The 24,377-nt window shown below is 62.0% G+C and carries 25 protein-coding genes and 1 tRNA gene; 17 read left to right on the forward strand and 9 right to left on the reverse strand.

The window, feature by feature from the left end; translation table 11 throughout:
• Positions 1-48 precede the first annotated feature (48 nt).
• The 5 genes from EAO39_RS13635 to EAO39_RS13655 form a co-directional block, all read right to left on the reverse strand.
• Positions 49-525 carry an Lrp/AsnC family transcriptional regulator gene (locus EAO39_RS13635; RefSeq protein WP_120968193.1) on the reverse strand — a complete coding sequence of 159 codons (477 nt, stop codon included), beginning with the start codon at positions 523-525 and terminating at the stop codon, positions 49-51.
• Positions 526-616: 91 nt separating this feature from the next.
• Complete coding sequence (locus tag EAO39_RS13640; protein WP_120968195.1) at positions 617-1,402, reverse strand: amino acid ABC transporter ATP-binding protein; 786 nt, start codon at positions 1,400-1,402, stop codon at positions 617-619.
• Between the two features lie 3 nt (positions 1,403-1,405).
• Positions 1,406-2,074: an amino acid ABC transporter permease gene (locus EAO39_RS13645; RefSeq protein WP_120968197.1), complete on the reverse strand. Its 669-nt coding sequence runs from the start codon at positions 2,072-2,074 to the stop codon at positions 1,406-1,408.
• An 87-nt stretch (positions 2,075-2,161) separates the two neighbouring features.
• Positions 2,162-2,992 carry a transporter substrate-binding domain-containing protein gene (locus EAO39_RS13650; protein ID WP_120968199.1) on the reverse strand — a complete coding sequence of 277 codons (831 nt, stop codon included), beginning with the start codon at positions 2,990-2,992 and terminating at the stop codon, positions 2,162-2,164.
• A gap of 609 nt (positions 2,993-3,601) precedes the next feature.
• Positions 3,602-3,678: transfer RNA gene (locus EAO39_RS13655), tRNA-Gln, on the reverse strand.
• 454 nt (positions 3,679-4,132) lie between these two features.
• Here EAO39_RS13655 and EAO39_RS13660 point away from each other — a divergent pair.
• Positions 4,133-4,825 (forward strand): glutathione S-transferase, encoded by a 693-nt coding sequence (locus EAO39_RS13660; RefSeq protein WP_120968201.1) that lies wholly within the window; start codon positions 4,133-4,135, stop codon positions 4,823-4,825.
• A gap of 124 nt (positions 4,826-4,949) precedes the next feature.
• On the opposite strand, the gene EAO39_RS13665 is transcribed toward EAO39_RS13660, so the two are convergent.
• Together EAO39_RS13665 and EAO39_RS13670 are read right to left on the reverse strand one after the other, a co-directional pair.
• Entirely contained in the window at positions 4,950-5,846 is an 897-nt protein-coding gene (locus EAO39_RS13665; RefSeq protein ID WP_120968203.1) for a LysR family transcriptional regulator, read from the reverse strand.
• 9 nt (positions 5,847-5,855) lie between these two features.
• Positions 5,856-6,437, reverse strand: coding sequence for a MarR family transcriptional regulator (locus EAO39_RS13670; protein WP_120968205.1), 582 nt, complete (start codon positions 6,435-6,437; stop codon positions 5,856-5,858).
• Between the two features lie 251 nt (positions 6,438-6,688).
• Here EAO39_RS13670 and EAO39_RS13675 point away from each other — a divergent pair, with 251 nt between their 5' ends.
• The 5 genes from EAO39_RS13675 to EAO39_RS13695 all read left to right on the forward strand — a co-directional run bounded on the left by EAO39_RS13675 (position 6,689) and on the right by EAO39_RS13695 (position 11,716).
• Positions 6,689-7,894, forward strand: a complete 1,206-nt coding sequence (locus EAO39_RS13675) for a 3-hydroxybenzoate 6-monooxygenase (protein ID WP_120968207.1) — start codon at positions 6,689-6,691, stop codon at positions 7,892-7,894.
• Positions 7,895-7,918: 24 nt separating this feature from the next.
• Positions 7,919-9,049 carry a cupin domain-containing protein gene (locus EAO39_RS13680; RefSeq protein ID WP_120968209.1) on the forward strand — a complete coding sequence of 377 codons (1,131 nt, stop codon included), beginning with the start codon at positions 7,919-7,921 and terminating at the stop codon, positions 9,047-9,049.
• 145 nt (positions 9,050-9,194) lie between these two features.
• Positions 9,195-9,902, forward strand: a complete 708-nt coding sequence (locus EAO39_RS13685; RefSeq protein ID WP_120968211.1) for a fumarylacetoacetate hydrolase family protein — start codon at positions 9,195-9,197, stop codon at positions 9,900-9,902.
• Between the two features lie 9 nt (positions 9,903-9,911).
• A complete protein-coding gene (maiA, locus tag EAO39_RS13690) occupies positions 9,912-10,556 on the forward strand; it encodes a maleylacetoacetate isomerase (protein ID WP_120968213.1) in 645 nt (214 codons plus the stop codon).
• Between the two features lie 212 nt (positions 10,557-10,768).
• On the forward strand, positions 10,769-11,716 hold the full coding sequence (locus tag EAO39_RS13695; RefSeq protein WP_120971085.1) for a tripartite tricarboxylate transporter substrate binding protein: 948 nt from the start codon (positions 10,769-10,771) through the stop codon (positions 11,714-11,716).
• An 88-nt stretch (positions 11,717-11,804) separates the two neighbouring features.
• On the opposite strand, the gene EAO39_RS13700 is transcribed toward EAO39_RS13695, so the two are convergent.
• On the reverse strand, positions 11,805-12,884 hold the full coding sequence (locus EAO39_RS13700) for a LacI family DNA-binding transcriptional regulator (RefSeq protein ID WP_240467000.1): 1,080 nt from the start codon (positions 12,882-12,884) through the stop codon (positions 11,805-11,807).
• A gap of 309 nt (positions 12,885-13,193) precedes the next feature.
• Here EAO39_RS13700 and EAO39_RS13705 point away from each other — a divergent pair, with 309 nt between their 5' ends.
• The 10 genes from EAO39_RS13705 to EAO39_RS13750 all read left to right on the forward strand — a co-directional run bounded on the left by EAO39_RS13705 (position 13,194) and on the right by EAO39_RS13750 (position 22,995).
• Positions 13,194-13,904: a gluconate 2-dehydrogenase subunit 3 family protein gene (locus EAO39_RS13705; RefSeq protein WP_205589386.1), complete on the forward strand. Its 711-nt coding sequence runs from the start codon at positions 13,194-13,196 to the stop codon at positions 13,902-13,904.
• A 3-nt stretch (positions 13,905-13,907) separates the two neighbouring features.
• Complete coding sequence (locus EAO39_RS13710; protein WP_120968217.1) at positions 13,908-15,689, forward strand: GMC family oxidoreductase; 1,782 nt, start codon at positions 13,908-13,910, stop codon at positions 15,687-15,689.
• A gap of 11 nt (positions 15,690-15,700) precedes the next feature.
• Positions 15,701-17,200: a cytochrome c gene (locus tag EAO39_RS13715; protein WP_205589387.1), complete on the forward strand. Its 1,500-nt coding sequence runs from the start codon at positions 15,701-15,703 to the stop codon at positions 17,198-17,200.
• 234 nt (positions 17,201-17,434) lie between these two features.
• Positions 17,435-18,958: a CoA-acylating methylmalonate-semialdehyde dehydrogenase gene (locus tag EAO39_RS13720; protein WP_120968219.1), complete on the forward strand. Its 1,524-nt coding sequence runs from the start codon at positions 17,435-17,437 to the stop codon at positions 18,956-18,958.
• Between the two features lie 170 nt (positions 18,959-19,128).
• Positions 19,129-19,488, forward strand: coding sequence for a lysozyme inhibitor LprI family protein (locus tag EAO39_RS13725; protein ID WP_120968221.1), 360 nt, complete (start codon positions 19,129-19,131; stop codon positions 19,486-19,488).
• A gap of 74 nt (positions 19,489-19,562) precedes the next feature.
• A complete protein-coding gene (locus EAO39_RS13730) occupies positions 19,563-20,729 on the forward strand; it encodes an acyl-CoA dehydrogenase family protein (protein WP_120968223.1) in 1,167 nt (388 codons plus the stop codon).
• A gap of 34 nt (positions 20,730-20,763) precedes the next feature.
• On the forward strand, positions 20,764-21,249 hold the full coding sequence (locus EAO39_RS13735) for a TfoX/Sxy family protein (RefSeq protein WP_120968225.1): 486 nt from the start codon (positions 20,764-20,766) through the stop codon (positions 21,247-21,249).
• Between the two features lie 18 nt (positions 21,250-21,267).
• Positions 21,268-21,687, forward strand: coding sequence for a DUF488 family protein (locus tag EAO39_RS13740; protein WP_120968227.1), 420 nt, complete (start codon positions 21,268-21,270; stop codon positions 21,685-21,687).
• A gap of 74 nt (positions 21,688-21,761) precedes the next feature.
• Positions 21,762-22,658 (forward strand): 3-hydroxyisobutyrate dehydrogenase, encoded by an 897-nt coding sequence (gene mmsB, locus EAO39_RS13745; protein ID WP_120968229.1) that lies wholly within the window; start codon positions 21,762-21,764, stop codon positions 22,656-22,658.
• Between the two features lie 4 nt (positions 22,659-22,662).
• Positions 22,663-22,995, forward strand: a complete 333-nt coding sequence (locus EAO39_RS13750; RefSeq protein WP_120968231.1) for a cupin domain-containing protein — start codon at positions 22,663-22,665, stop codon at positions 22,993-22,995.
• Positions 22,996-23,062: 67 nt separating this feature from the next.
• On the opposite strand, the gene EAO39_RS23080 is transcribed toward EAO39_RS13750, so the two are convergent.
• The gene (locus tag EAO39_RS23080) at positions 23,063-23,197 is read right to left on the reverse strand and encodes a hypothetical protein (protein WP_276209291.1); all 135 of its coding nucleotides are present in this window, start codon (positions 23,195-23,197) and stop codon (positions 23,063-23,065) included.
• Positions 23,198-23,275: 78 nt separating this feature from the next.
• Here EAO39_RS23080 and EAO39_RS13755 point away from each other — a divergent pair, with 78 nt between their 5' ends.
• On the forward strand, positions 23,276-24,367 hold the full coding sequence (locus EAO39_RS13755; RefSeq protein WP_120968233.1) for a saccharopine dehydrogenase C-terminal domain-containing protein: 1,092 nt from the start codon (positions 23,276-23,278) through the stop codon (positions 24,365-24,367).
• The last annotated feature ends 10 nt before the right edge of the window (positions 24,368-24,377 follow it).

The raw sequence follows: 24,377 nt of genomic DNA on the forward strand, positions 1-24,377 counted from the left end.
AGCAGCCTATCGCTGACGGGTGTTTGTTCTGAAGCGGACGCCCGATTCTCAGCCAGCCTGATTGTCTGCCACCACCTCGGCCGTGGTGCGGCGGTCGATCTTGCGGCTCAGTACCACCGAGGTATAGGTCTGCTGAATGCCGTCGATCAGGCCAATGCGATCCAGCAAGGCATCGAGCTTTTCATTGCTTTCGCAACGCACAAACACCATGTAATCGTACTGGCCGCTGACGGCCGAGACTTCCTCCACCTCGGTAAAGCGGTTAAGCGCCTGCATGACGGAGGTTGCCGTCTTGGGCTGCACGCGGATGCCGCAGTAGGCGCGCACGGCCGATTGTTCCAGCCGCGAGCCCAGACGCACGCCATAGCCGGCAATCACGCCTTCCTGCTCCAGCTTGGCAATGCGCGCCACCACGGTGGTGCGCGCCAAATTCATCTGCCGCGCCAGATGCGCGGTCGAGGCGCGCGCATTGGTCTGCAGCAGGCGCAGCAGCTGACGGTCGGTTTCGTCCAAACGGTATTCCATGCTTACCCCATTCTCTTCATGCTGTGGTACGCGCAAAGCTTGCTGCTGCCGTACCTGATGCTGTTCTTGCTCTCATTCATGCGCTACACCTCTACGCCCGAGCCGGCGCATGGCTGCTACCCAGAATCCGGCCCAGAAAGCTGCGTGTCGCCTCCTGCTGCGGATCGTCTATCACCTGCGAGGGCGGCCCTGACTCCACCACCACGCCATCGCGCATGAAGATCACCTTGTCCGCCACTTCGCGGGCAAAAGCTATTTCGTGCGTGACCAAAATCATGGTCATACCTTCCTTGGCCAACGATTTGATGACACCTAGCACTTCGGCCACCAGTTCGGGGTCCAACGCCGAGGTCGCTTCGTCAAACAACATGACGGAAGGCTCCATGGCCAAAGCCCGTGCAATCGCCACGCGCTGCTTCTGGCCGCCAGACATTCTGTCAGGAACCATATCGGCACGGTCTGCCAAACCCACCTTGGCCAGTAGCTCGCGTGCCTTGGCCTCGGCTTCGTGCCGGTTTTTCCTGAGCACCGTCACCGGCCCTTCCATGACGTTTTGCAGCACCGTCATGTGGGGGAACAGATTGAAATGCTGAAACACCATGCCGGTGCGGGCTCTGTAGCCGGCCAGCACCTTGTCGCGCGGCAGTGCCGTGTTTTTGCCGCTGAAGGTGATGGATTGCTCACCCACGCGGATATCGCCGCCATCGGGCACGGTCAGCAGATTGACGCAGCGCAGCAGCGTGGATTTTCCCGAGCCCGAGGGGCCGATCAGCGCCACGACGGAGCCGCGCTCCACCGTCAGCGAAATATCTTTCAGAACGGCCAGATCGCCAAAGGATTTTTTGAGATTCTTAATCTCAATTACAGGAGCAGTCATCGCTTATGCCTCCTTGGCTTGAGAGCTGTTTTGCTCTATGCGCTTGGCCCACATGGTGGCCGGCAGCAGAATCACGAAATAAGCCACGGCGATGAAGGTATAGACCTCCAGCGGACGGTAGGTGTCATGCGCAATCACCTGGCCCTGATACAGCAGATCGGGCACGGCCAGCACAGACAGCAGCGAAGTATTCTTGAGCTGCATGATGGACTGGCTCATCAGCGGCGGCACCATGCGCTTGAAGGCCTGCGGCAAGATGATGCGGCGCATCAGCTGAAACTGCGTCATGCCAATGGCCTGAGCGGCCTCGGTCTGGCCCGCATCGATGGAGATCACGCCGCCGCGAATGATTTCGGAATAGAAGGCCCCGCCGTACAGCGACAGGCACAGCGCAGCCGCCACCGGGGCCGACATCTCGATGCCGGTGAGCACCGGCAGCGCGTAGTAAAACCACACCAGTTGCACCAGCACCGGCGTGCAACGGAACACTTCCACAAACGCACGCAGCGGCAAGGTGATCCATTTATGGCGCGACAGCCGCCCCAGACCCGCGACCAGGCCCACGGCCAGCCCACCCGCCACACAGATGGCGGTGAACAGCAGCGTATAGCCTATGCCCTGGATGAACAGGGTCCGATACTTCCACAACAGGGAAAAATCCCATTCGTACATTGCTACTCCTGAACGACTTGCGGCTGCCTTGCATGGCAGCCGCAGCAGGGACCGGGCAAGTCCCAGTCGGAATCTATGGGTCAGAGCTTAGAACTTGACTTGCTTGGGAAAGCTCTCGGGCTTGACGCCGGCCAGCTTTTCCATGTTCTTGACGATCACCGACTGCACCTCGCCCTTGGCGCGCACATCCAGCAGCCAGGTATTCACGGCTTTTTCAAAATCCTTGTTGCTGCTCTTGGGCAGGCCGATATGGGTGGATGAGGTGGCCACGGGCTCGGGCACAAACATGGCACCCACATCGGGGCGCTTGGCCAGCAGCGGCTGGGCCAGCAACACCATCAGAATCTGGCAATCGGCACGGCCGGTCTGCACGGCCATGGAGGCCGCGCCCGAGCTTTCCAGGCGTGCAATATTGGCCTTGGGCAAAGTCTTGGTAGCGAACTGATCCTGGTTGGATCCCACGTCCACCACGATCTTGACCTTGGGATCGTTCAACTGCTCCCAGGTCTTGACGGGGCCGTAGCCTTTTTTGCAGACCGCTGTGAGCGTGTTGTTGAACAGCATCTCCGAGAAATCCACCATTTCACGGCGCGCGGGCGTCGGGCCCATGCCGAACATCACGTCGATCTTGTTGGTCTGCAGATCCATTACCGAATTGCCCCAGGTGGTTTCCACCAGCTCCACCTTGGCGCCCAGCTTCTGGGCCAGACTGGTGGCGAAGTCAGGACCAAAGCCTTCCCATTTTTGCGACACCAGATCTTTGTGGAAATAAGGCGTGGCACCCGAAATCACCCCCACGCGCAGCGTCTTGGTACGCTCGACACGGGCCATGGAAGATTCCTGGGCCACGGCAGCCGTGCCAACACACAGGCTGGCAGCCAGGGCCACGGTCTGGAGAATCGAAGATTTGCTGGGCATACGCCGCTCCTGCTGGGTTCGGATCAACTTCGACTTAAATCGAACAATTATCGAAAGTAAGTCGAACAAAAGAGAGCCAGTCTATAAGCAGTTTGCAGGTGAAATTTCTTTGTTTTGACGATTCGACGCAATCATCGAATCATTTCGCAAGAAATTTAACGACATTTATTGACGTATCCGTAGTAACACTTAGGCAAAAAGCCAATCTGGCCTCTGCCACCTGCCTCAAATCGCCCGCGGCCATGGACAAAAGCCTGTCCGACTCGAAACAAACCGTCACGTCCACTCGACGAAGTATCAAACAGGCCTCAGATGCAGCACAGTTAAGCGCAGGCAGCTATCAATACCGAAGCACTGCAACTGAGCACCGCAAAAACGTCAGAGAAAACAGCGCGGCATCACGAAGCAAGGCGAATCTAGACATGCAGGATTTGCAGATATCTATTGCCTGCGCCCGGCGAATGCGAATTTCACCAGATCGAATCCGCGCAATGGATGGACCCGCGGATGGCGTATGACAAACCAAGCGGGAAAAAGGCAATGCAAAGCGCAACACAAAAGGCACAAAACAAAAAACCTGTTCACTTGCGTGAACAGGTTTTTATATCTTGGCAGGGGAAGAAGGATTCGAACCTTCGCATGCCGGAATCAAAATCCGGTGCCTTAACCAGCTTGGCGACTCCCCTACGATGGATCGAATTGTACAACGACTTTTCGCTATGAATTTCGAAGTTCGACAAAATTGTGCAATCGCACATAATTTTTAGCAAGACCGGTTGCCAGGCCCTCGAACGCTCGCAGGCTGCAGAGCCTATCAGCGGTATGGACCTGTGCTTGCCGCATGGCCCGCACCCGGATGGCGTGGCCGCTGATGCGCTGTACGGTCACAACAAATAGCACTGTGTCTTTCAGAATCCCTTGCACCCCTTTAGCCTCGCGAGTTTGGCCTTCACGCACTTTGGTATTCGCTTTGGCTCGTTTCCAGGCCCGCAAAGCCGCTGGCTTTGGCTATAGGCGATCTATAGGCGATCACGCCCTGACGGCATGAGACATGGGTTAGGCTGTGGGCTGCTCCATTCCCAAACTCATCCAAGCGCACGCAAAGCCTTCAACGCTGCATCGCACTTTTCTCTGCTGTTCATGTCTGATTCCTTGTCCTCACCCTCTTCGCTGCCTGTGCTGTATTCCTTTCGCCGCTGTCCTTATGCGATTCGTGCCCGTTTGGCGCTGGCGCATTCGGCCATGGCCTGCGAGTTGCGCGAGATCAATCTGAGAAACAAGCCACAGGCACTGCTGGATGCATCGGCCAAAGGCACGGTGCCGGTGCTGGTGAGTGCAGATGGAGCCGTGATCGATCAAAGCCTAGACATCATGCTGCATGCGCTTGCCGCCAACGATCCCGACGGCTGGCTCTCACCCACGCAAGGCGAGCTGAGCGAGATGCTGTCGCTGATCGCGCGCAATGACGGTTTTTTCAAGAAAGCGCTGGATCGCTGCAAATACCCCGAGCGCCACAGCGCCGAGGAAGTCAATCAGGCCCAGGCCGATGCACTGATCTGGCTCAGCGAGCTCAACGACCAGCTCGATCAGACCGGTTACCTGTTTGGTCTGCACCCTAGCCTGGCCGACATGGCTTTGCGCCCTTTTGTACGCCAGTACGCCCGCATCGAGCAGGCGCAGTGGGACGAGCAGCCCTGGCCGCATCTGCAGGACTGGCTGCAACGCTGGATAGACTCCGCCTTGTTTGCCGAAGTGATGGAAACCTATCCCGGCTGGATTCCCGGCACCACCGGCCCCACGTTTGCGAACAAAGGTGTTCAAGCCAGCGCTTGATCGAAATACATAGCTGAAAGCGGCCACTGGGTCTGCGCTTTGGCAGCTTTCAATGAAAACCCCGGCCGCTTGCGTTGCCGGGGTTTTGATTTTTTCGCGAATCACTTGCTGACCTGAACGTATCTCAAGGACAGAGCAGGCTGCGCATGGATTGCACGGTATCGCGCAGAAAGCTCCAGGTGGCGGCAATGCGCGGAATCTGGCGCGACTCCACGGGCATGCTCATCCAGAAAGTGCGGGTGAAGCAGGCCTGCTCCGGCAGCACGCGGCTCAGAACCGGGTCTTTGTCGGCCAGAAAAGCTGGCAGCACGGCCAGACCTGCTCCGGCTCTGACGGCCTCGTATTGGGCGGTAATGCTGGTGCTGCGCAAGGCAAAACGCTCGGGCTGGTGCAAAGTGTCCAGCAGCTGCAGCTCGCGGGTAAACAACATATCGTCCACATAGTGCACAAAGCTGTGGTGGCGCAGATCTTCGGTCCTGGCCACCAGGGGCTTGCGGGCCAGGTATTCGCGCTGTCCGTACAGATAAAGCCGGTAGTCGGCCAGCTTGGTAACCACCACCGAGCCGCGCTTGGGGCGCTCCAGCGAGATGACGATGTCGGCCTCGCGCCGCGACAGATGCAGCATGCGCGGCAGCGCCAGCAAATCGATGCTGAGCATGGGGTAGCGCTGAGTCAGGCGCGCCAGCTCCGAGGCCAGCAACTGCGTGCCAAAGCCTTCGGTAGCACCCACCCGCACCAGTCCGGCCGGGCCTTCGCTGTGCGAGGCCAGCGCCAGCGGGCCGCGCTCCAGCCCATCGACCGCGCTTTGCATGCTGTCGGCCACGGTCAACAGCTGGCGGCCGGCTTCCGTCAGTCGCCACTGCCCGCCGGCGCGTTCAAACAGCACGGCACCCAGCTGCTTTTCCAGCGCCTGAATGCGGCGCGACACCGTGGTGTGTTCCACGCCCAGGCGGCGCGCGGCAGCAGCCATGCTGCCGTTGCGGGCCAGCTCGCCAAAAAAACGCAGATGGTCCCAGTCCATGAGCCGGGCTTACTCGACGGCTGCTTTGGCCGCTTTGACCAGCTTGCCGGCACGGGCGCCAGACGCCTTGCCCGTCAAGGACTTCACGGCCTTGACTGCCGCCGTGCGCTTGCCTTCTGCGCTGCGCTCGGCCACGGCACTGGGGGCGCGAGCGAACTCGTCGTTTTCATGGATCAGCAGCGCAATCAGCTCCATGAACTGGGCACGCTTGTCATCGGGTAGCGGCTCTAGCATGCGGCGCTGGGCGCGCAACACGGCAGGCTCGGCCTGCTGCAGCAATTCGCGGCCCTCATCCGTCAGCGTCAGCTGGCGCACCCGCCTGTCCGTGGGGCTGGGATTGCGCAGCATCAGGCCACGCACTTCCAGCCGGTCGATCACGCTGCCAATGGTGGAAGTGTCAAAACCGATGTTGCGCGCCAGCGTGCGCTGATCCACACCCGGCTGACGCAGCACGGCCGACATGGCCGCGTATTGCACGGGCGTGACGCCAAAGGCCTCGACCTCCTCCATGAAGACAGCCACGGCGATCTGCTGCAGCCTGCGTATGTGATAGCCGGGATAGTTTTCCAGTTCTGCGGGTTGGTATTGCATGTCTTGTTCTGTGTGGCTGCGGTGCGCAGAGGAATGTTCTCATGAATTCGGGCCGATTCAGACCGCGCATTCGACCACCGGGTTTACCCCAGAAACTTTTGAGATAAATAAAAACTACACTGATCGTCAGCACACTGTTTATTTATCTTCCGCGACCACTAGCCACCCGGCTTTTGGCGATGACGCAGACCTAGACGGGCCTGGTTTGCATCAGCACCGAGTGGAAAGCGGCACCAGAAAGAAGCGAAACCATGACGACTCCTTGCTCATCAACTCTTCCCGTCCTGGTGGCCGGCGGCGGCATTGGCGGCGTGGCGGCAGCCCTGTCGCTGGCCCGTCTGGGCTATGCCGTCAAGGTGCTGGAGCAGTCGCCCGAGCTGGGCGAAATCGGCGCCGGCATTCAGCTGGGTCCCAATGCTTTTGCCGCCTTCGATGCGCTGGGCATTGGCGAGCTGGCCCGCAGCCGCGCCGTCTATACCGACGAGATGGTCATGCACGACGCACTGGACGAGCGCCTGGTAGGACGCATCCCCACGGACGCAGCCTTTCGCCAGCGCTTTGGCAATCCCTATGCCGTGATTCACCGCGCCGACATTCACCGCTCGCTGCTAGAGGGTGCACAGGCCCATGGCAATATCGAAACCCTGACGGGAACACGCATTGAGCGCGTGGAGCAAAACGGCGAAACCGTCACCGTCTACGACCAGCATGGTGTGGCCCACGTCGGCCAGGCACTGATTGGCGCCGACGGCGTCAAATCCGTGGTGCGCCAGCAATATGTTGGCGATGCAGCCCGCGTTTCCGGCCATGTGGTGTACCGCGCCGTGGTCGAAAAAAACGACTTTCCCCAGGATCTGCGCTGGAATGCGGCCAGCATCTGGGTCGGCCCCAACTACCACCTTGTGCACTACCCGCTGCGCGGCGGCGAGCAATACAACGTGGTCGTCACCTTTCACAGCCGCGAGGCCGAGGAATGGGGCGTGCGCGAAGGCAGCCGCGAAGAAGTGCAAAGCTATTTCCAGGATTGCTGCCCGCTTGCACGCCAGCTGATCGACTTGCCCAAGAGCTGGAAACGCTGGGCCACGGCCGACCGCGAACCCATTGACCAATGGACTTTCGGCCGCACAACCTTGCTGGGCGATGCCGCCCACCCCACACTGCAATACATAGCCCAGGGCGCTTGCATGGCGCTCGAAGACGCCGTCACACTAGGCCGGGCCCTCAAGCACTGCGAGCACGACTGGCCTGCAGCGCTACAGCTTTATGAGCGCTCACGCATTGCCCGTACGGCGCGTGTGGTGCTTTCGGCGCGAGAGATGGGCCGTATCTTCCACGCCAAGGGAGTGGAGCGTCTGGTGCGCAACGATTTGTGGAAGGGGCGGTCGCCAGAGCGTTTTTATGACGCCATGGAATGGCTGTACGGCTGGACGGCAGAAACCTGCCTGGCCAAAGACTGAGTCCATCCAAAAAAAGCAAGCGCCATGCTCCATACAGAAACAACACCTCCTTCCCCCGTCAAACTGTCGGCCGGGGCCGGCCCCGGCCAGCCCGAACCCACGCCCGCACTCGAGCAGCTGTACCGCGGCTTCGAGCAGGAAATGCTGGTGCCGCTGTGGACGGAAATCGGCGGCCTGATGCCCGCCCACCCCAAAAGCCAGGCCTTGCCCCATTTGTGGCGCTGGGACCATCTGCTCAAGCTGGCCGACGAGGCCGGCCGCATCGTTCCCGTGGGCCGGGGCGGCGAGCGTCGCGCCATTGCCCTGGCCAACCCGGCCCTGGGCGGGCGCCCGTTTGCCACGCCCACGCTCTGGGCCGCGATTCAATATCTGATGCCCGGCGAAGATGCACCCGAGCACCGCCACAGCCAGCACGCTTTTCGCTTTGTGGTGGAAGGCGAAGGCGTGTGGACCGTGGTCAACGGTGACTCGGTGCGCATGTCGCGCGGCGACTTTCTGCCCCAGGGCGGTTGGAACTGGCATGCCCACCACAATGCGGCCAGTCAGCCCATGGCCTGGATTGACGGCCTGGACATTCCGTTTGCTTACTACACCGAGTCGCAGTTCTTCGAGCACGGACGCCTGCAGCTGGAGCCGCATGAGCGCGTCCAGCCCCAGTTTTCGCGCTCGGAGCGCCTGTGGGCTCACCCCGGCTTACGCCCGGTAGCGCATCTGGAGCCAACGCCCGCCACGCCGCTGCTGGCCTATCGCTGGGTGGATACGGACCGCGCCCTGAGCGAGCAACTGGCGCTGGAGGCCGAAGGCTATGCCGCCACCGTAAGCCCTGGCCACGCCGCCGTGCGCTACACCAACCCGACAAACGGCCGCGATGTGCTGCCCACGATTCGCTGCGAAATGCACCGCATTCAAAGCGGCGCAGCGACCCAGCCCAAGCGTGAAGTGGGTTCGGCCGTGTTCCAGGTCTTTGACGGCCAGGGTCTGGTCACCGTGGGCGACAAGCAATGGCAGGTGCGCCGTGGCGACATGTTTGTCGTGCCCTCATGGCAGCCCTTCACCGCCCGCTGCGATGCCGATCAACCCCAGCTGGATCTGTTCCGCTTTGCCGACACGCCCATTTTTGAAGCCGTTCACGCATATAGAGCAGAGACCCCCTGAGCCGCTGCGCGTCTTCCCCCTGAGAGGGGGACGACAGCCTTTGCTGCGGGGCGGCGGGGCCGCCCAGGCCCTTGCCGACTGTCCCACTCTTGAAGGGCGCTGGTTTCAAGCACTTCTTACCGATCACCAACCAGGAATTTCTCCCATGACCCCAAGCAACTATCTCTGGACTCCCGCTCCGGTTCAATCCCTGCCCGTGCAAGGCAGCGAGCAACGCCTGCCCATCAACCGCCTGTTCTTTGTGGGCCGCAACTACCACGCCCATGCGGTGGAAATGGGCCGCCCCGTGGACAAGAGCGTGGAGCGCCCCTTCTACTTCACCAAGGCCCCGCAGACGCTGACCGAATCCGGCGCCACCGTGGCCTACCCGCCAGAGACGAAAAACTATCACTTCGAGATGGAGTTGGTGGTGGCCATAGGCAAAGCCGGCTTTCGCATTGCGGCAAGCGAAGCCCATGAATACATCTACGGCTATGCCTGCGGCCTGGATATGACGCGCCGCGATCTGCAACTGGTGGCGCGCGACAAGGGCCGGCCCTGGGATCTGGGCAAGGATGTGGAGCAATCGTCCGTGGCCACCGCCGTAGTGCCCATGCCCGGCCAGGTGATTGAGTCCGGCGCCATCGAGCTGTCCGTCAACGGCGAAGTCAAGCAGCAGTCCGATGTGAACAAGCTGATCTGGAACATCCGCGAAATCATTGCCGACCTGTCGCTGTTCTATCACCTCCAGCCCGGTGATCTGATCTATACCGGCACGCCCGAAGGCGTGGGCGCCGTGCTGCCCGGCGACCGGATCACGGGCCGCGTGGAAGGCGTGGGCGAGATCGCCCTGACCGTGGGCCAGCCCGAGTAAGACGCCAGCATGCAGCTCTACAGTTTTTTCCGCAGCGGCACCTCGCACCGCCTGCGCATTGCGCTCAACCTCAAAGGGCTGAGCCCCGACTACATTCCCGTCGATCTGCGCGTGGACGAGCAGGCCCAGGCCGCCTTCAAAAGCGTGAACCCGCAAGGCCTGGTGCCGGCACTCACGCTCGATAGTGGCGAGACCCTGATCCAGTCGCCGGCCATCATCGAGTGGCTGGAAGAGCAGTACCCCACACCCGCCCTGCTACCCGCAGGTTCCCAGGCACGCGCCCAGGTACGTGCCCTGGCGGCCATCGTGGGCTGCGACATCCATCCCATCAACAACCGCCGCATTCTGCAGACGCTGCGCCAGCAGTTTGGTGCCGACGAAGCCGCCGTCAACGCCTGGTGCGCCACCTGGATTGGCGCCGGTTTTGATGCCATCGAGGCCTTGCTGGCCCAGGACGGCAAGCGCGGCAGCTTCTGCTTTGGCCATGCGCCCACGCTGGCCGATGTCTATCTGATTCCCCAGGTGGAAAGCGCCCGCCGCTTTGGCGTCGGCATGGGCCGCTGGCCGCTGATCAGCGCCGTGGATGCGGCCTGCAATGCCCTGCCCGCGTTTGCCAAGGCCGCGCCGCTAGCCCAGCCGGATGCCGGGGGATAGAGAAACAGAAAGAAGCAAGGCAACCGCCCGCACCGGTCTTGCCCGGCGGCTTGCCTCAACGCAAGCCGCTCTTTGGTTATCCGCAGGAACAGCAAAAATTTTCAACCAGGAGACAAACTGTGAAAAATGACCAAAAAAACATCCCAGCCTACACCCGTATTGCGCATACAGCTATCAAATTGAATAGGCGCAGCCTGGTGGCGGGCGCGGCCTTGCTGGCTCTGGCGGGTGGCGCTGCGGCGCAGAGCACAGCCGCCAGTTACCCCAGCCGCCCGGTGACCGTGGTCACCGCTTTTGCCGTGGGCAGCGGGCCTGACGCCGTGCTGCGCATCGTGGGCGAGAAGCTGGCCGCACGCTGGAAGCAAGGCGTGACCGTGGACAACCGCCCCGGCGGCGGCGGCTTTGTGGCGATTGAATATGCACGCCGCGCCAAGCCCGACGGCTACACGCTGCTGCAACTGGACAGCGAACATATCTCGGCCCTGCCCTATCTGTACAAGAACAGGAACTTCAACACGCTGGATCACTTCGACCCCGTGGCCCCCTTGTTTCTCACGCCTTTCTTTGTGGCCGTGCCCAGCGCATCGCCCTGGAAAAACATGGCGGATCTGATCAAGTCCGCCAAGGCCGATGCCGGCAAGGTCAGCTACGGCTCCTGGGGCGTGGGCAGCCCCGGTCATCTGGGCGGCGAATGGCTGGACTACCTGACCGGCAGCAAGATGACCCATGTGCCTTACCGCGAGGTCAGCCAGCTGTTCACCTCGGTGGCCAACGGCGATCCGGCCTGGAGCTTTGCCAGCCTGCCATCCAGCCAGGGCATCTACAAAAGCGGCAAGATCCGCTACCTGGCCGTGGCCGCGCCCAAGCGCATTGCGCAAATGCCCGACGTGCCCACCGTGGCCGAAGCCGGCGGCCCCGCCGAGCTGGATGTGAACTCCTTTGTCTCCCTGCTCTCGCCCAAGGGCGTGGATGCCGGCGTGCGCGAGAAGATCCGCGCCGATGTCGTGGCCGTGCTGCAAGACCCCCAGGTCAAGGAAAAATTCGCCACCTTTGCCTTCCAGCCCATGGGCTTCACGGTGGCCGAGATGCAGCAGTTCGCCAAGAAAAAGTCAGAGCAATACAAGCTTTTGATTGAAAAAGCGCATATCAGCCTGGATTGATAAGCGCCTGAAGCTATTGGTTCGATAGCAAACCTGACCCAATCCGGTCAACGGCGGATGAGCGGCAGCTGTTGCTAGCTAATGGCAACTAGCTGCTGGCCCTGACCACCAGCTCATAGCCCAGATCCCTGCGCAGCAAGGCGGGCGGATTGCCGTCCAGCAGCTGCAACAACAGCCGGGCGCTTTCCTCACCTATCCGCGCACGCGGGCTGCGGATGGTGGTCAGGGGGGGGATCATCTGGTCGCTGCCGGGCAAGTCATTGAAGCCGGCAATGGCCAGCTTGCCGGGCACATCCAGGCCCAGGCGCAAGGCCTGCAGCAAAGCGCCCTGGGCAATGTCGTCATTGCAGAAAAAGATGGCATCTACCGTGGGGTCCTGCGCCAGCGTGGCCTCAAGCAACTGGGCGCCCATGACCATGGACGTGGGCTGCGGCCACATGATTTCCAGCTCGCTCGCATAGAGGCCGGCGCGCTCAAGAGTTTGCCGCCAGCCGCTGGCGCGCTGCATCACCCGTGCATCGAGCTGGCCCGCGCAAAAAGCAATGCGTCTATAGCCTCTGTCCAGCAGGTGCGCAGTCATGGCGGCCCCGGCCTGCTGCTGTGAAAATCCCACGCAAGCCACCTCGGCGGCGTCACTGAGCTCCATCATGTGTACGCAGGGCACGCGGCTTTGCTCCAGCAGCATCTGTGCCTGCGGGCTTTGCTCAAAGCCCGTCACCAGCAGACCGGCCGGGCGCAGCGGCAGATAGGACTGCAGCAGCTGCAACTCCTGCTCGCGGTCGTAGTGGGTCACACCGATCATGGCCTGATAGCCGGCCGCAAACAGCACGGCATGGGCCGCCTCGATCAGCTCCACAAACAAGGTGTTGGAGAGCATGGGTACCAGCATCAGGATCTGGTTGCTTTTCTGGGAGGCCAGGGCACGCGCGGCCGGGTCGGGCACATAGCCCATCTCCTGCGCCGCCTCGCGTATGGACTGCAGCAGCTGCGGATCAACGCGGGCTCCGCCGCGCAGCGCTCTCGATACCGTCATGGCGCTGACCCCGATATGCGCCGCCACATCCTGCAAGGTGACGCGGCCGCTGGCACGCGGTGAACGGGCGCGCGGTGCGGGCGCGTGGTCAGAGCTATCGGAGCTAGCAGGTTTATCGGGGCGGCGAGCAGACAAAGCAGAGTCCTCTGAAAGTTTGCGAGCCATGTTAGCGCTAATGGGCAGCGCTCCCCAGCAGCGGCCACAACTCAGACGCTGCATTTGCAGCCGCTTGCTACGCGCTTCGGATTTCTTTCTTGTATGACTTATCAATCAAGAATTCGCCAAAACCCCGGTTGCAGCCAACCGACACCTAGCCCATACAAGCGCCAAATCTCTTGATCCAAAGCAGAGATTTGCTTTGCATGCTTACAATGTTAGCGCTAACACTTATATATGATGAATAACAGCAAATCTTTGGGAAGTCCGCAGCGGCGTGCGTTCTTCATGAAATCCCTGCCCATCATCCCCGTGGCGGCTGTCGCAGCCGCTGGCGGGGCCGCCACCCTGGTTGCCAGCCAGCCCAATCACCTGCCGCCCGTTCCCGGCACGCCCGTCAACACGGCTTTGGCAGAGGCGGCCAGCTACCAGCCCAGCTACTTCAGCGCCGAAGAATATCGTTTTCTCCAGGCCGCAGTGGCCCGGCTGATTCCCCAGGACGAGTTGGGCCCTGGCGCCCTGGAAGCCGGTGTGCCCGAGTTCATCGATCGCCAGATGAACACGCCCTGGGCGGCCGGTGCCAACTGGTATATGCAAGGCCCGTTCGAGCCTTCGGCGCCCAAGGAGATGGGCTACCAGCTCAAGCTCAATGCGCGCGAGATCTACCGCCTGGGCATTGCTGCGGCCAACGCCTGGTGCAGCCAGGACATGGGCAAGCTCTTTGCCGATCTGCCTGCAGATGCGCAGGACAAGGCGCTGACGGCGATGCAACACGGCCTAGACGGCTTTGACAGCCTGCCTTCGGCCACCTTTTTCTCCATGCTCTGGGGCAATACCCGCGAAGGCTTTTTCAGCGACCCCATTCACGGCGGCAACAAGGACATGGTGGGCTGGAAGCTCATAGGCTTTCCCGGCGCACGCGCCGACTTCATGGACTGGATAGAGCGGGACGAGAAATATCCGCTGCCGCCAGTTTCGATCAAGGGCCTGCGGGGATAAGAGATGGCAAAGACATTAGCGAAAAAAGACGTGGTGGTGGTGGGCTTCGGCTGGACCGGCGCCATCCTCTCCAAGGAATTGACCGAAGCCGGTCTCAACGTGGTGGCGCTGGAGCGCGGCCCCATGCAGGACACCGACCCCGATGGCGTGTACCCACAGACCATGGACGAGCTGACCTGCAACTCGCGCCGCAAGCTGTTTGTGGACATCTCCAAGGAGACCGTCACCATCCGCCATAGCAGCCAGGATGTGGCCTTGCCCAATCGCCAGCTCGGCGCTTTTCTGCCGGGCAACGGCGTGGGCGGTGCGGGCCTGCACTGGTCGGGCGTGCACTTTCGTGTCGACCCCATGGAGCTGCGCATGCGCAGCCACTATGAAGAGCGTTACGGCAAGAAGTTCATCCCCGAAGGCATGACGATTCAGGACTTCGGCGTCAGCTACGACGAGCTGGAGCCGCATTTCGACTTTGCCGAGAAAGTGTTCGGCACCTCGGGCTCGGCCTGGACGGTGAACGGCAAACGCATGGCCAAGGGCGGCAACGCTTTTGCACCCGATCGCTCCAGCGACTTCCCCCTGCCTGCGCAAAAGAACTCGGTGTCGGCCTCACTGTTCGGCCAGGCCGCCGAATCTCTGGGCTACCACCCCTACAACATGCCTTCGGCCAATACCTCGGGACCCTATACCAACCCCTATGGCGCGCAGATGGGGCCGTGCAACTTCTGCGGTTTCTGCAGCGGCTATGCCTGCTATATGTATTCCAAGGCCTCGCCCAATGTGAACATCCTGCCCGCGCTGCGCCTGGATCCCCGCTTCGAGCTGCGTGCGCAATGCCAGGTGACGCGCGTGAACAAGTCGGCCGACGGCAAATCGGTCACCGGCGTGACCTATATCGACTCCATGGGCCAGGAAGTCTTCCAGCCCGCCGACATCGTGGCGCTGTGCATGTTCCAGTTCAACAATGTGCGCATGCTGCTGCTGTCGGAAATCGGCAAGCCCTACGACCCCGAAAGCAATACCGGCGTGGTGGGCAAGAACTTTGCCTTCCAGAACATGGCCACCATCAAGGTGTTCTTCGACAAGAACAGCCACACCACCAACCCCTTCATGGGCGCCGGCGGCAACGGCATTGCCATCGACGATTTCAATGCCGGCAACTTCGACCACGGCGCTGCAGGCTTTGTGGGCGGCTCGCCTTTCTGGCTCAACCAGGGCGGCACCAAGCCGATTTCGGCTTCGGTCACGCCGCCCGGCACGCCCAGCTGGGGCAGCGCGTGGAAAAAATCCACTGCCGAGCACTACACCCATCACGTATCGATGGACGCCCACGGCGCCCACCAAAGCTATCGCAGCAATTACCTGAGCCTGGACCCCACCTACAAGGACGCCTACGGCAACCCGCTGCTGCGCATGACGCTGGACTGGCAGCCCAACGACATCAAGATGAATATGTTCATGGCCGACAAAATGAGCGGCATTGCCAAAGCCATGGGCGGCCATGCCATAGGCGTCTATGGCAAAAAACCCGGCTCGCGCTTTGACACCACCAGCTACCAGACCACGCACCTGAACGGCGGCGCCATCATGGGCACGGACCCAAAGACCAGTGCCGTGAACCGCTATCTGCAGAACTGGGATGCACACAATCTGTTTGTGCTGGGCGCATCGGCCTTTCCCCAGGGCCTGGGCTACAACCCAACCGGTTTGGTAGCGGCGTTGGCCTACTGGTCGGCCAAGGCGATTCGCACGCAATACCTCAAGCAGCCCGGCGCGCTGCTCAAGGCTTGAGGAGGATGAAGATGCTAAACAAGCCATTCTCCTCGCGCAAAGCCCGCTTCATCCAAGGTACGGCGCTTGCCGCCGTGCTCGCGACCGGCAGCATTCTGGGTCTGAGCGCCTGGGCACAAAAACAGGCTCAGGCGAGCAGCCATGCTGCGCCAGAAGCTACAACTTCCGCAGCAGCAGCCACAGCAGCCAAGAGCAATCTGGTGCCGCCACATGGACAGGAAGGGCCCCAGCCCATGGTGACCATGGCGCCCCATAGCCCGGCCCAGCCGATTGCAGGCGCCACCTCCGGCGATGCCTTGATACGCGGCGAATACCTGGCGCGCATGGGCGACTGCGTGGCCTGCCACACCGCACCCGGCGGCAAGCCGTTTGCCGGTGGTCTGGCCATGGCCTCGCCGATTGGCACCATGTACTCCAGCAACATCACGCCCGACGCCAAAACCGGCATCGGCAGCTACAGCTTTGCCGATTTTGACCAGGCCGTGCGCCACGGCTATGCCAAGGACAAGGGCAGCCTCTACCCGGCCATGCCTTATCCCTCCTACGCCCGGGTGACCGAGCAGGACATGCAGGACATGTATGCCTACTTCATGAAGGGCGTGCAACCAGTGGAAAGTCAGACCCGGGAAAACGACATACCCTGGCCGCTGTCCATGCGCTGGCCTTTGGGCATCTGGCGCGCCCTGTTTGCGCCCGATGCCGCCCAGGTGCAGCAAAGCGCGGCGGCCGTGGCCCCCACGGTCGATGCCAGGCTGCGCGGCGCCTATCTGGTCGAAGGCCTGGGCCACTGCGGCTCCTGCCACACGCCCCGCTCCGTCACCATGGCCGAAAAAGCCCTGACCGCTGGCGAAGACCTGTACCTGGCGGGCGGCAATGCGCCGATTGACGGCTGGATTGCCAAAAGCCTGCGCGGCGACCAGGACGGCCTGGGCCGCTGGAGCGAGGAAGATATCGTCGCCCTGCTCAAAACCGGGCGCAACGACCACAGCGCCGTCTTCGGCAGCATGACCGAGGTGATTGAGCACAGCACGCAGTATCTGAGCGACAGCGACCTCAAAGCCATGGCCGTGTACCTGAAAAGCCTGCCCGCAGGCCGCTCGGGCGACGACGGCGGCCAGTTCGCCGCCAGCGACGACACGGCCAATGCGCTGTGGAAGGGCGATGTCAGCCGTGTTGGCGCCGCCCTGTACCTGGACAACTGCGCCGCCTGCCACCGCAGCGACGGCAAGGGCTATGCCCAGGTGTTCCCCGCCCTGGCAGGCAATACGGCCGTGCTGACCGGCGACCCAAGCAATCTGGTGGCCATCGTGCTGCAAGGCCATAAGCTTCCTGCCACCCGCACCCGGCCGTCCACCTTCACCATGCCCGCTTTTGGCTGGCGCCTGAGCGACCAGCAGGTGGCCGATGTGAGCAGCTTTGTGCGCGCCGGCTGGGGCAACCAGGCGAGCCAGGTCTCGGCCTCCCAGGTCGGCAAGGTGCGCGCCGCACAAGAAAAAGCGGCAAAGCACTGAGGCAGGTCCAAACCGCGTTAGCCAAGGGCTGCCTTTACGGCAGCCCTTTTTCATGCCGCTGCCACAAGACCTTTGCCGCCCCGGCAGCGCTGGCAGAGAGAGTGATGACTTGTGCGCATTTGCACACACTATGTGCAGAATTTGCTATTGCCTGCGCAAATGCGCACACATACCATGGAGCACAAATCAACCACGCGCAACGATTTCCCATCGGCGCAATCCAGGAGACACGGCATGAACGCACCTACATCCGCCAAGGTATTGGCACCCACGGTCAAGTTGCTGATCAACGGGCAGCTGGTCGAATCCAAAACCACGCAATGGCGCGATGTGGTCAACCCTGCGACCCAGGAAGTGCTGGCCCGCGTGCCTTTTGCCACGCCCGAGGAAGTCAACGCCGCCGTAGCCAACGCCCAGCAGGCCTTCAAGACCTGGAAGAAAACCCCCATCGGCGCACGTGCCCGCATCTTCCTGAAGTTGCAGCAGCTGATCCGCGAGAACATGAAGGAGCTGGCGGCCCTGCTGACGGCCGAACAGGGCAAGACCCTGCCCGATGCCGAAGGCGATGTGTTCCGCGGCCTGGAAGTGGTGGAGCATGCGGCCAACATCGGCACGCTGCAGCTGGGCGAGCTGGCCAATAACGTGGCCAATGGCGTCGATACCTATTCCATCATGCAGCCCCTGGGCGTGTGCGCTGGCATTACGCCGTTCAACTTCCCGGCCATGATTCCGCTGTGGATGTTCCCCATGGCGATTGCCACGGGCAACACCTTTGTGCTCAAGCCCTCCGAGCAAGATCCCATGGTCACCATGCGTCTGTGCGAGCTGGCGCTTGAAGCCGGCGTTCCGCCCGGCGTGCTCAACGTGATCCATGGCGGCGAAGACGTGGTCAACGCCATCTGCGACCACCCCGATATCAAGGCCATCAGCTTTGTGGGCTCCACCAAGGTCGGCACCCATGTGTACAACCGCGCCTCGCTGGCCGGCAAGCGCGTGCAATGCATGATGGGCGCCAAAAACCACGCCATCGTGCTGCCCGATGCCAACAAGGAGCAGACGCTGAATGCCATTGCCGGTGCCGCCTTCGGTGCTGCGGGCCAGCGCTGCATGGCGCTGTCGGTGGTCGTGCTGGTGGGCGAAGCGCAAAAATGGATTCCCGATCTGGTGGCCAAGGCCAAGACGCTCAAGGTCTCCGGCGGCACCGAAGTCGGCACCGATGTGGGGCCCGTGGTCTCCTGCGCGGCCCTGTCGCGTGTGGAAGGCCTGATCGAGCGCGGCGTGGCCGACGGCGCGGTGCTGGAACTCGACGGCCGCAAGCCCCAGGTGGCCGGCTACGAAAAAGGCAATTTTGTGGCGCCCACCATTTTCAGCGGCGTCAAGCCTGGCATGAGCATTTACGAGCAGGAAGTCTTCGGCCCCGTGCTGGCCGTGGCCAGCGCCGATACGCTGGATGACGCCATCGAACTCATCAACGCGAACCCCAATGGCAACGGCACGGCCATCTTCACCCAAAGCGGTGCGGCAGCGCGCAAGTTCCAGGAAGACATCGATGTGGGCCAGGTCGGCATCAACGTGCCAATTCCCGTGCCCGTGCCCCTGTTCTCCTTCACCGGCAGCCGCGCTTCCAAGCTGGGCGATCTGGGCCCTTACGGCAAGCAGGTCGTGCTGTTTTATACCCAGACCAAGACCATCACCGCCCGCTGGTTTGACGATTCCACCACCAGCCATGGCGTGAACACCACCATCAGCCTGAAGTAAGACCGGGCTCCATGAAGCAGCGCAGCGCAAACCCGCCAGACCCACGGCAGGGCTTGTGCTGCGCGACTTCTGGCACCCCCATCTGCGGCGATGATGGGAGCATGATTTCTGCTCTTCATCATTTCACTTCAAAACGGGTTGTAGCCTTTAATACAAGAGCGCTGACAGCTATGGTTTTCGCTGCATTACTCAGCCCGCCATCCCATGCCCAGGCCGGGGCCGATTGCGTCAGCGACGGCACGACGGCCCAGACCAATGCCTGCGCCATCAAGCGCTTTCAGCAAGCCGACACCGACAACCAGATTCTGTATGGCGATGTGATGCGCGCACTCTCGGCCCACGAGCGCCCGGCGCTGCGCAAGGAGCAAAACGAGTGGACGCGCGGCCGCAATCTGCTGTGCAAAAAATCGCAGGCCGCCTTTGAAGCCCAGGCCGACTGGCCGCGCCGCTTTCACGAGTGCCTGGCCCAGCAGATCCAGGCCCGCGACGGCGTGCTCAAGCAGTGGCTGCACCAGGGGCCACCGCAATGACTATGAATTCAATAGCTGAATGCGCTTTATCCATAAGCGCCTGAAGCTAATTAGAACAATAACGGAGACTGAAGATGGACTTTGAACTGACTGCAGACCAACGCGCTTTTGCCGATACCGCCCGCCAGTTCGCGCAGGCCGAGCTGGCTCCGCATGCGGCCGAGTGGGATCGCGAAGCCAGCTTCCCGTGCGAAGCCATCGCCAAGGCCGGCGAGCTGGGCTTTTGCGGTCTCTATGCGCCCGAAAACGCCGGCGGCCTGGCTCTGCCGCGCCTGGATGCCACCCTGGTCTTCGAGGAGCTGGCCGCCGTCGATCCATCGACCACGGCTTTTATCACCATCCACAATATGGCGACCTGGATGCTGGGCACCTGGGCCACCGGCGCCGTGCGCGAGCAATGGGGCGAGGCACTCACCAGCGGCCAGAAATTGGCAAGCTATGCCTTAACCGAGCCCGGCGCGGGTTCGGACGCCGCCTCGCTCAAGACCCGGGCCGAGCTGGTGGGTAACGAATACCTCATCAACGGCAGCAAAGCCTTTATCAGCGGTGCCGGCTCCACCGACGTGCTGGTGCTGATGGCGCGCACCGGCGATGCCAACTCGGGCGCCTCCGGCATCAGCGCTTTTGTGGTTCCTGCCAATGCCGAAGGCGTGAGCTACGGCAAGAAGGAAGAAAAAATGGGCTGGAACAGCCAGCCCACGCGCGTCATCAATTTCGACAATGTGCGCATTCCCGCCAATCACCTGCTGGGCAAAGAAGGCGAAGGCTTCAAGATTGCCATGAAGGGGCTGGACGGCGGGCGCATCAACATCGCCACCTGTTCGGTAGGTGCAGCCCAGGGCGCGCTGACCCAAGCCCAAAGCTATATGCAGGAGCGCAAGCAGTTCGGCAAGCCCATCGCCAGCTTTCAGGCCCTGCAGTTCAAGCTGGCCGACATGGCCACCGAGCTGGTGGCTGCACGGCAAATGGTGCGTCTGGCCGCCAGCAAGCTCGATGCCGGTGCGCGCGACGCCAGCACCTACTGCGCCATGGCCAAACGCTTTGCCACCGATGCGGGCTTTATGGTCTGCAACGAAGCCCTGCAGCTGCACGGCGGCTATGGCTATATCCGCGAATACCCGCTGGAGCGTCTGATGCGCGACGCCCGCGTGCACCAGATTCTGGAAGGCACGAACGAAATCATGCGCGTCATCATCGCCAGGCGCATGCTCGACGGCGATGCCTGTGAGGTGATTCGCTAAGCTCTTTGTCACTAACTCATTGACAAGCACCGCCATGCCTCGCCGCCCACTGGATCCCGAAACCCTGCAGCTGATCGATGCCGTGCGCGACGCGCTGACGGATTGCACCGAGGTGGAAGAGAAAACCATGTTCGGCTGCCATGTGTTCATGGTCAACGGCAAGATGTGCCTGGGCGTGGAAAACGACGAGCTGCTGGTGCGCCTGCCGCCGGGCAGCCATGCCCAGGTGGCAGAGATGGCCGGTGTGCGGCCGCTGTCCAGCAAGGGGCTGATGGACGGCTATTTCCTGGTCGGCCCAAGCGGCTACGCCACGCGCCCTGCCTGGCAATACTGGATTCAGGGCGCTCTGGCCTTCAACCCTCTGGCCAAAGCCACGCCCAAACGCAAAAAAGCCGACGGCTCTGCCCCCGAGAGCGGCAAGCTGTCGCCCTCAACTCTGCCTTCAAAGCAGGAGGCGGCAAGCACGGCCCCCGGCAAAACCGGCCGGCGCAAGACGCATCCCATCTTCGGCAGCGAGTAAGCAGCAAGGACAACGCTGATGCCCATACGCATTATTCAGCTAGGCAGCGATCGCGCCCCCGGTGAAGGTCTGCGCATAGGCACGGTGCGCCGACCGCCGCGCGGTGTGCCCAAGGCCGAATTTGCCAGCCGCAACTATTACGACGTCTGGTACCCCGAACTCTCGCCCCAGGCCGAGCTGATGGCCCAGGCCCAGGAATCCATCAAGCTGCGCGCCGCAGGCCAGACGGCTCAGGCCGACAAGCTCTGGCAGCAGTTTGAAAAACAGTTTCGCAAGCAGCTGGCCGAGCCCGCCGCCGAGCATACGCTTGCCCTGCTGGCCGCGCTGTCGCAGTCCAGCGCCTTTGCCCTGGGCTGCTATTGCGAGCATGAAAACCACTGCCATCGCAGCATCTTGCGTTCGCTGCTGGCGGACAAGGGTGCAGCGATTGAGAACTAGGAAAACAAGCTGCCAGCACTTATCCATACAGCGCCAGCAGCTATTGATTTTGATAACAAACCAAGGAGACAAGCATGCAAGTGGCATTTATCGGTCTGGGCAATATGGGCGCACCCATGGCCATCAATCTGGTCAAGGCAGGCCATAGCGTCAAGGCGTTTGACCTGAGTACCGAGGCACTGGAGCGGGTCAAGGCCGAAGGCGGCCACAGCGCCGCCAGCGCGCTGGATGCCGTCCAGGGTGCCGAAGTCGTCATCTCCATGCTGCCCGCCAGCCAGCATGTGGAAGGCCTGTACTTTGGCAAGGACGGCCAGAGCGGTCTGCTGAGCGCCATAGGCCGGGGCGCGCTGATCATAGACAGCTCCACCATTGCGGCCAGCACCAGCCAGAAAGTAGCCAAGGCCGCTGCCGCCGCAGGTATTGACTTTATCGACGCCCCCGTGTCCGGCGGCACCGGCGGCGCCATTGCCGGCACGCTGACCTTTATGGTCGGCGGCAGCGACGCCCAGCTGGCACGCGCCCAGCCTTTGCTGGAAAAAATGGGGGCCAACATCTTCCACGCAGGCGCCGTGGGCGCCGGCCAGACGGCCAAGATCTGCAACAACATGCTGCTGGGCATTTTGATGGTGGGCACCAGCGAAGCCATTGCCCTGGGCGTGGCCAACGGCCTGGACCCCAAAGTCCTCTCGGAAATCATGCGCCGCAGCTCGGGCGGCAACTGGGCACTGGAGAAATACAACCCCTTCCCCGGCGTGCACGAGAACGCCCCGGCCAGCAAAGGCTACGCGGGCGGCTTCGGTACCAATCTGATGCTCAAGGACCTGGGCCTGGCCCAGGAAAATGCCATTGCCACCCAGGCCAGCACGCCGCTGGGCGGCCTGGCGCGCTCCATCTACGCCGCCCACAGCCTGTCCGGACACGGTGCAGAAGACTTTTCCAGCGTCATCAAGATGCTGCAGAAAAAGGCCTGAAGCCATGGCGCTCCAGCACGCCAGCCCCGGTGTTCCCGTCGGAGTGCAGCCATTTGCCGACAGGCTGGGGAGCCAGCAGACGACCGCGCTCTTCAAGTCCGAAAGTCTGGAAGTGATTCGTTTGGTGCTGATGGCTGGCAAGCGCCTGCCCGCCCATCAGACTCCGGGCGAGATGACGCTTCAGTGCATAGAGGGGCAGCTCACCATCAAGCTGGGTGAAGACAGCCACTCACTCACCGCAGGGCAGATGCTGTTTCTACCGGCCGGGACCATGCATGCGCTCGAGGCCGAGCAGGACTCATCGGCCTTGCTCACCATAGCGCTGCACGGCCGCTAGCGGCCTCGCAATGTACAGATGCGACGTGCACGGCCCGCACGATCTGTCAGTGGGCGTGTGCTGCCCGTCAGGCATTGATTTTCAGCTTTTCAAGCTTCCAGCCCTTACCCAATAAGCGCTGGAAGCTATTATTTTTAAAGCCGACCGTCGCCATCAGGCCTCTGGTCTGCCCCTGCAAATCGGCGCCTGCTGACGCTTGCATCGCTAGTGCAAACCGCGGCCCTGTGTTTAAGATGCCTGCAGAGGAAAAAACAGTTGCGTTGCTCTCAAGGAGTTATCCATGATGAAGCTGCCCGGACAAGACATTCTCATCCTCGGTGCCGGCAAGATTGGCTCGACCATCGCCGACATGGCCGCCGAGCTGCATGGTGCCACCGTCACGCTGGCCGATATGCAGCCCCCATCGACCAGCAACGATGCGCAGATCCGGACGCTGCAGCTGGACATACAGGACGACGCGGCACTGGCTGCGGTGTTACAGCAACATTCCCTGGTCATCAACGCCCTGCCCTATTTTTGCGCCGCGCGCGTAGCCCAGGCTGCTGCGCTGCATGGCGTGCACTACTTTGATCTGACCGAAGACGTGGCCGCCATGCGCGCCATCCAGGCGCTGGCGCCACAGGCGCGCTCGGTGCTGATGCCGCAGTGCGGCCTGGCCCCGGGGCTGATAGGCATTCTGGGCGGCCATCTGGCCCAGCAGTTTGACGAACTCTTCGATCTGCAACTGCGCGTGGGCGCGCTGACCCGCCATGCCACCAATGCGCTGCGCTACCACTTCACCTGGAGCGTGGACGGGGTCATCAACGAGTACTGCAAGCCCTGCAACACCATTGCCAACGGCCAGCCCGTCACCGTGCCTCCGCTGGAGAATGTGGAAACGTTGATTCTGGATGGCGAGAGCTTCGAAGCCTTCAACACCTCGGGCGGCCTGGGCACGCTGTGCGAGACGCTGCAAGGCCGCGTGCGCAATCTGAACTACAAGACCATACGCCACCCCGGCCACCGCGACGCCATGCATTTGCTGCTGCACGGTCTGCGCCTGATAGAGCGGCGCGATCTGCTGCGCCAGGTGCTAGAAGGCGCCGTGCCCCACAGCCGTGACGACATGGTGGTGATCGCAGCCATGGCCACCGGCATGCGGAGTGCAAAGCTGGAGCAACTGACCCGCAGCGCCCGCATCTACGGCGCTACGCTGCGCGGCAAGCAGCGCACAGCCATCGAGCTGACCACCGCTGCCGGCATGCTGGGCGCGGTGGAGCTGTTTGCGACGGGCAAGCTGCCGCAGCAGGGCTTTGTGCGCCAGGAGCAATGCACGCTTGACGATTTGATGGCGACCCGCGTGGGCTCCTATTTTCAAGGCATGGTGAATTGACGCCTTGATG

The sequence above is a fragment of the Comamonas sp. lk genome, assembly GCF_900564145.1.
Lineage (GTDB): Bacteria > Pseudomonadota > Gammaproteobacteria > Burkholderiales > Burkholderiaceae_C > Comamonas.

Bases quoted from the DNA above. Each gene is read 5' to 3' on its own strand.
- EAO39_RS13635 (WP_120968193.1), bottom strand. From the start codon at position 525: ATGGAATACCGTTTGGACGAAACCGACCGTCAGCTGCTGCGCCTGCTG.
- EAO39_RS13640 (WP_120968195.1), bottom strand. From the start codon at position 1,402: ATGACTGCTCCTGTAATTGAGATTAAGAATCTCAAAAAATCCTTTGGC.
- EAO39_RS13645 (WP_120968197.1), bottom strand. From the start codon at position 2,074: ATGTACGAATGGGATTTTTCCCTGTTGTGGAAGTATCGGACCCTGTTC.
- EAO39_RS13650 (WP_120968199.1), bottom strand. From the start codon at position 2,992: ATGCCCAGCAAATCTTCGATTCTCCAGACCGTGGCCCTGGCTGCCAGC.
- EAO39_RS13660 (WP_120968201.1), top strand. From the start codon at position 4,133: ATGTCTGATTCCTTGTCCTCACCCTCTTCGCTGCCTGTGCTGTATTCC.
- EAO39_RS13665 (WP_120968203.1), bottom strand. From the start codon at position 5,846: ATGGACTGGGACCATCTGCGTTTTTTTGGCGAGCTGGCCCGCAACGGC.
- EAO39_RS13670 (WP_120968205.1), bottom strand. From the start codon at position 6,437: ATGCAATACCAACCCGCAGAACTGGAAAACTATCCCGGCTATCACATA.
- EAO39_RS13675 (WP_120968207.1), top strand. From the start codon at position 6,689: ATGACGACTCCTTGCTCATCAACTCTTCCCGTCCTGGTGGCCGGCGGC.
- EAO39_RS13680 (WP_120968209.1), top strand. From the start codon at position 7,919: ATGCTCCATACAGAAACAACACCTCCTTCCCCCGTCAAACTGTCGGCC.
- EAO39_RS13685 (WP_120968211.1), top strand. From the start codon at position 9,195: ATGACCCCAAGCAACTATCTCTGGACTCCCGCTCCGGTTCAATCCCTG.
- maiA (WP_120968213.1), top strand. From the start codon at position 9,912: ATGCAGCTCTACAGTTTTTTCCGCAGCGGCACCTCGCACCGCCTGCGC.
- EAO39_RS13705 (WP_205589386.1), top strand. From the start codon at position 13,194: ATGAAATCCCTGCCCATCATCCCCGTGGCGGCTGTCGCAGCCGCTGGC.
- EAO39_RS13710 (WP_120968217.1), top strand. From the start codon at position 13,908: ATGGCAAAGACATTAGCGAAAAAAGACGTGGTGGTGGTGGGCTTCGGC.
- EAO39_RS13715 (WP_205589387.1), top strand. From the start codon at position 15,701: ATGCTAAACAAGCCATTCTCCTCGCGCAAAGCCCGCTTCATCCAAGGT.
- EAO39_RS13720 (WP_120968219.1), top strand. From the start codon at position 17,435: ATGAACGCACCTACATCCGCCAAGGTATTGGCACCCACGGTCAAGTTG.
- EAO39_RS13725 (WP_120968221.1), top strand. From the start codon at position 19,129: ATGGTTTTCGCTGCATTACTCAGCCCGCCATCCCATGCCCAGGCCGGG.
- EAO39_RS13730 (WP_120968223.1), top strand. From the start codon at position 19,563: ATGGACTTTGAACTGACTGCAGACCAACGCGCTTTTGCCGATACCGCC.
- EAO39_RS13735 (WP_120968225.1), top strand. From the start codon at position 20,764: ATGCCTCGCCGCCCACTGGATCCCGAAACCCTGCAGCTGATCGATGCC.
- EAO39_RS13740 (WP_120968227.1), top strand. From the start codon at position 21,268: ATGCCCATACGCATTATTCAGCTAGGCAGCGATCGCGCCCCCGGTGAA.
- mmsB (WP_120968229.1), top strand. From the start codon at position 21,762: ATGCAAGTGGCATTTATCGGTCTGGGCAATATGGGCGCACCCATGGCC.
- EAO39_RS13750 (WP_120968231.1), top strand. From the start codon at position 22,663: ATGGCGCTCCAGCACGCCAGCCCCGGTGTTCCCGTCGGAGTGCAGCCA.
- EAO39_RS23080 (WP_276209291.1), bottom strand. From the start codon at position 23,197: ATGCAAGCGTCAGCAGGCGCCGATTTGCAGGGGCAGACCAGAGGCCTG.
- EAO39_RS13755 (WP_120968233.1), top strand. From the start codon at position 23,276: ATGATGAAGCTGCCCGGACAAGACATTCTCATCCTCGGTGCCGGCAAG.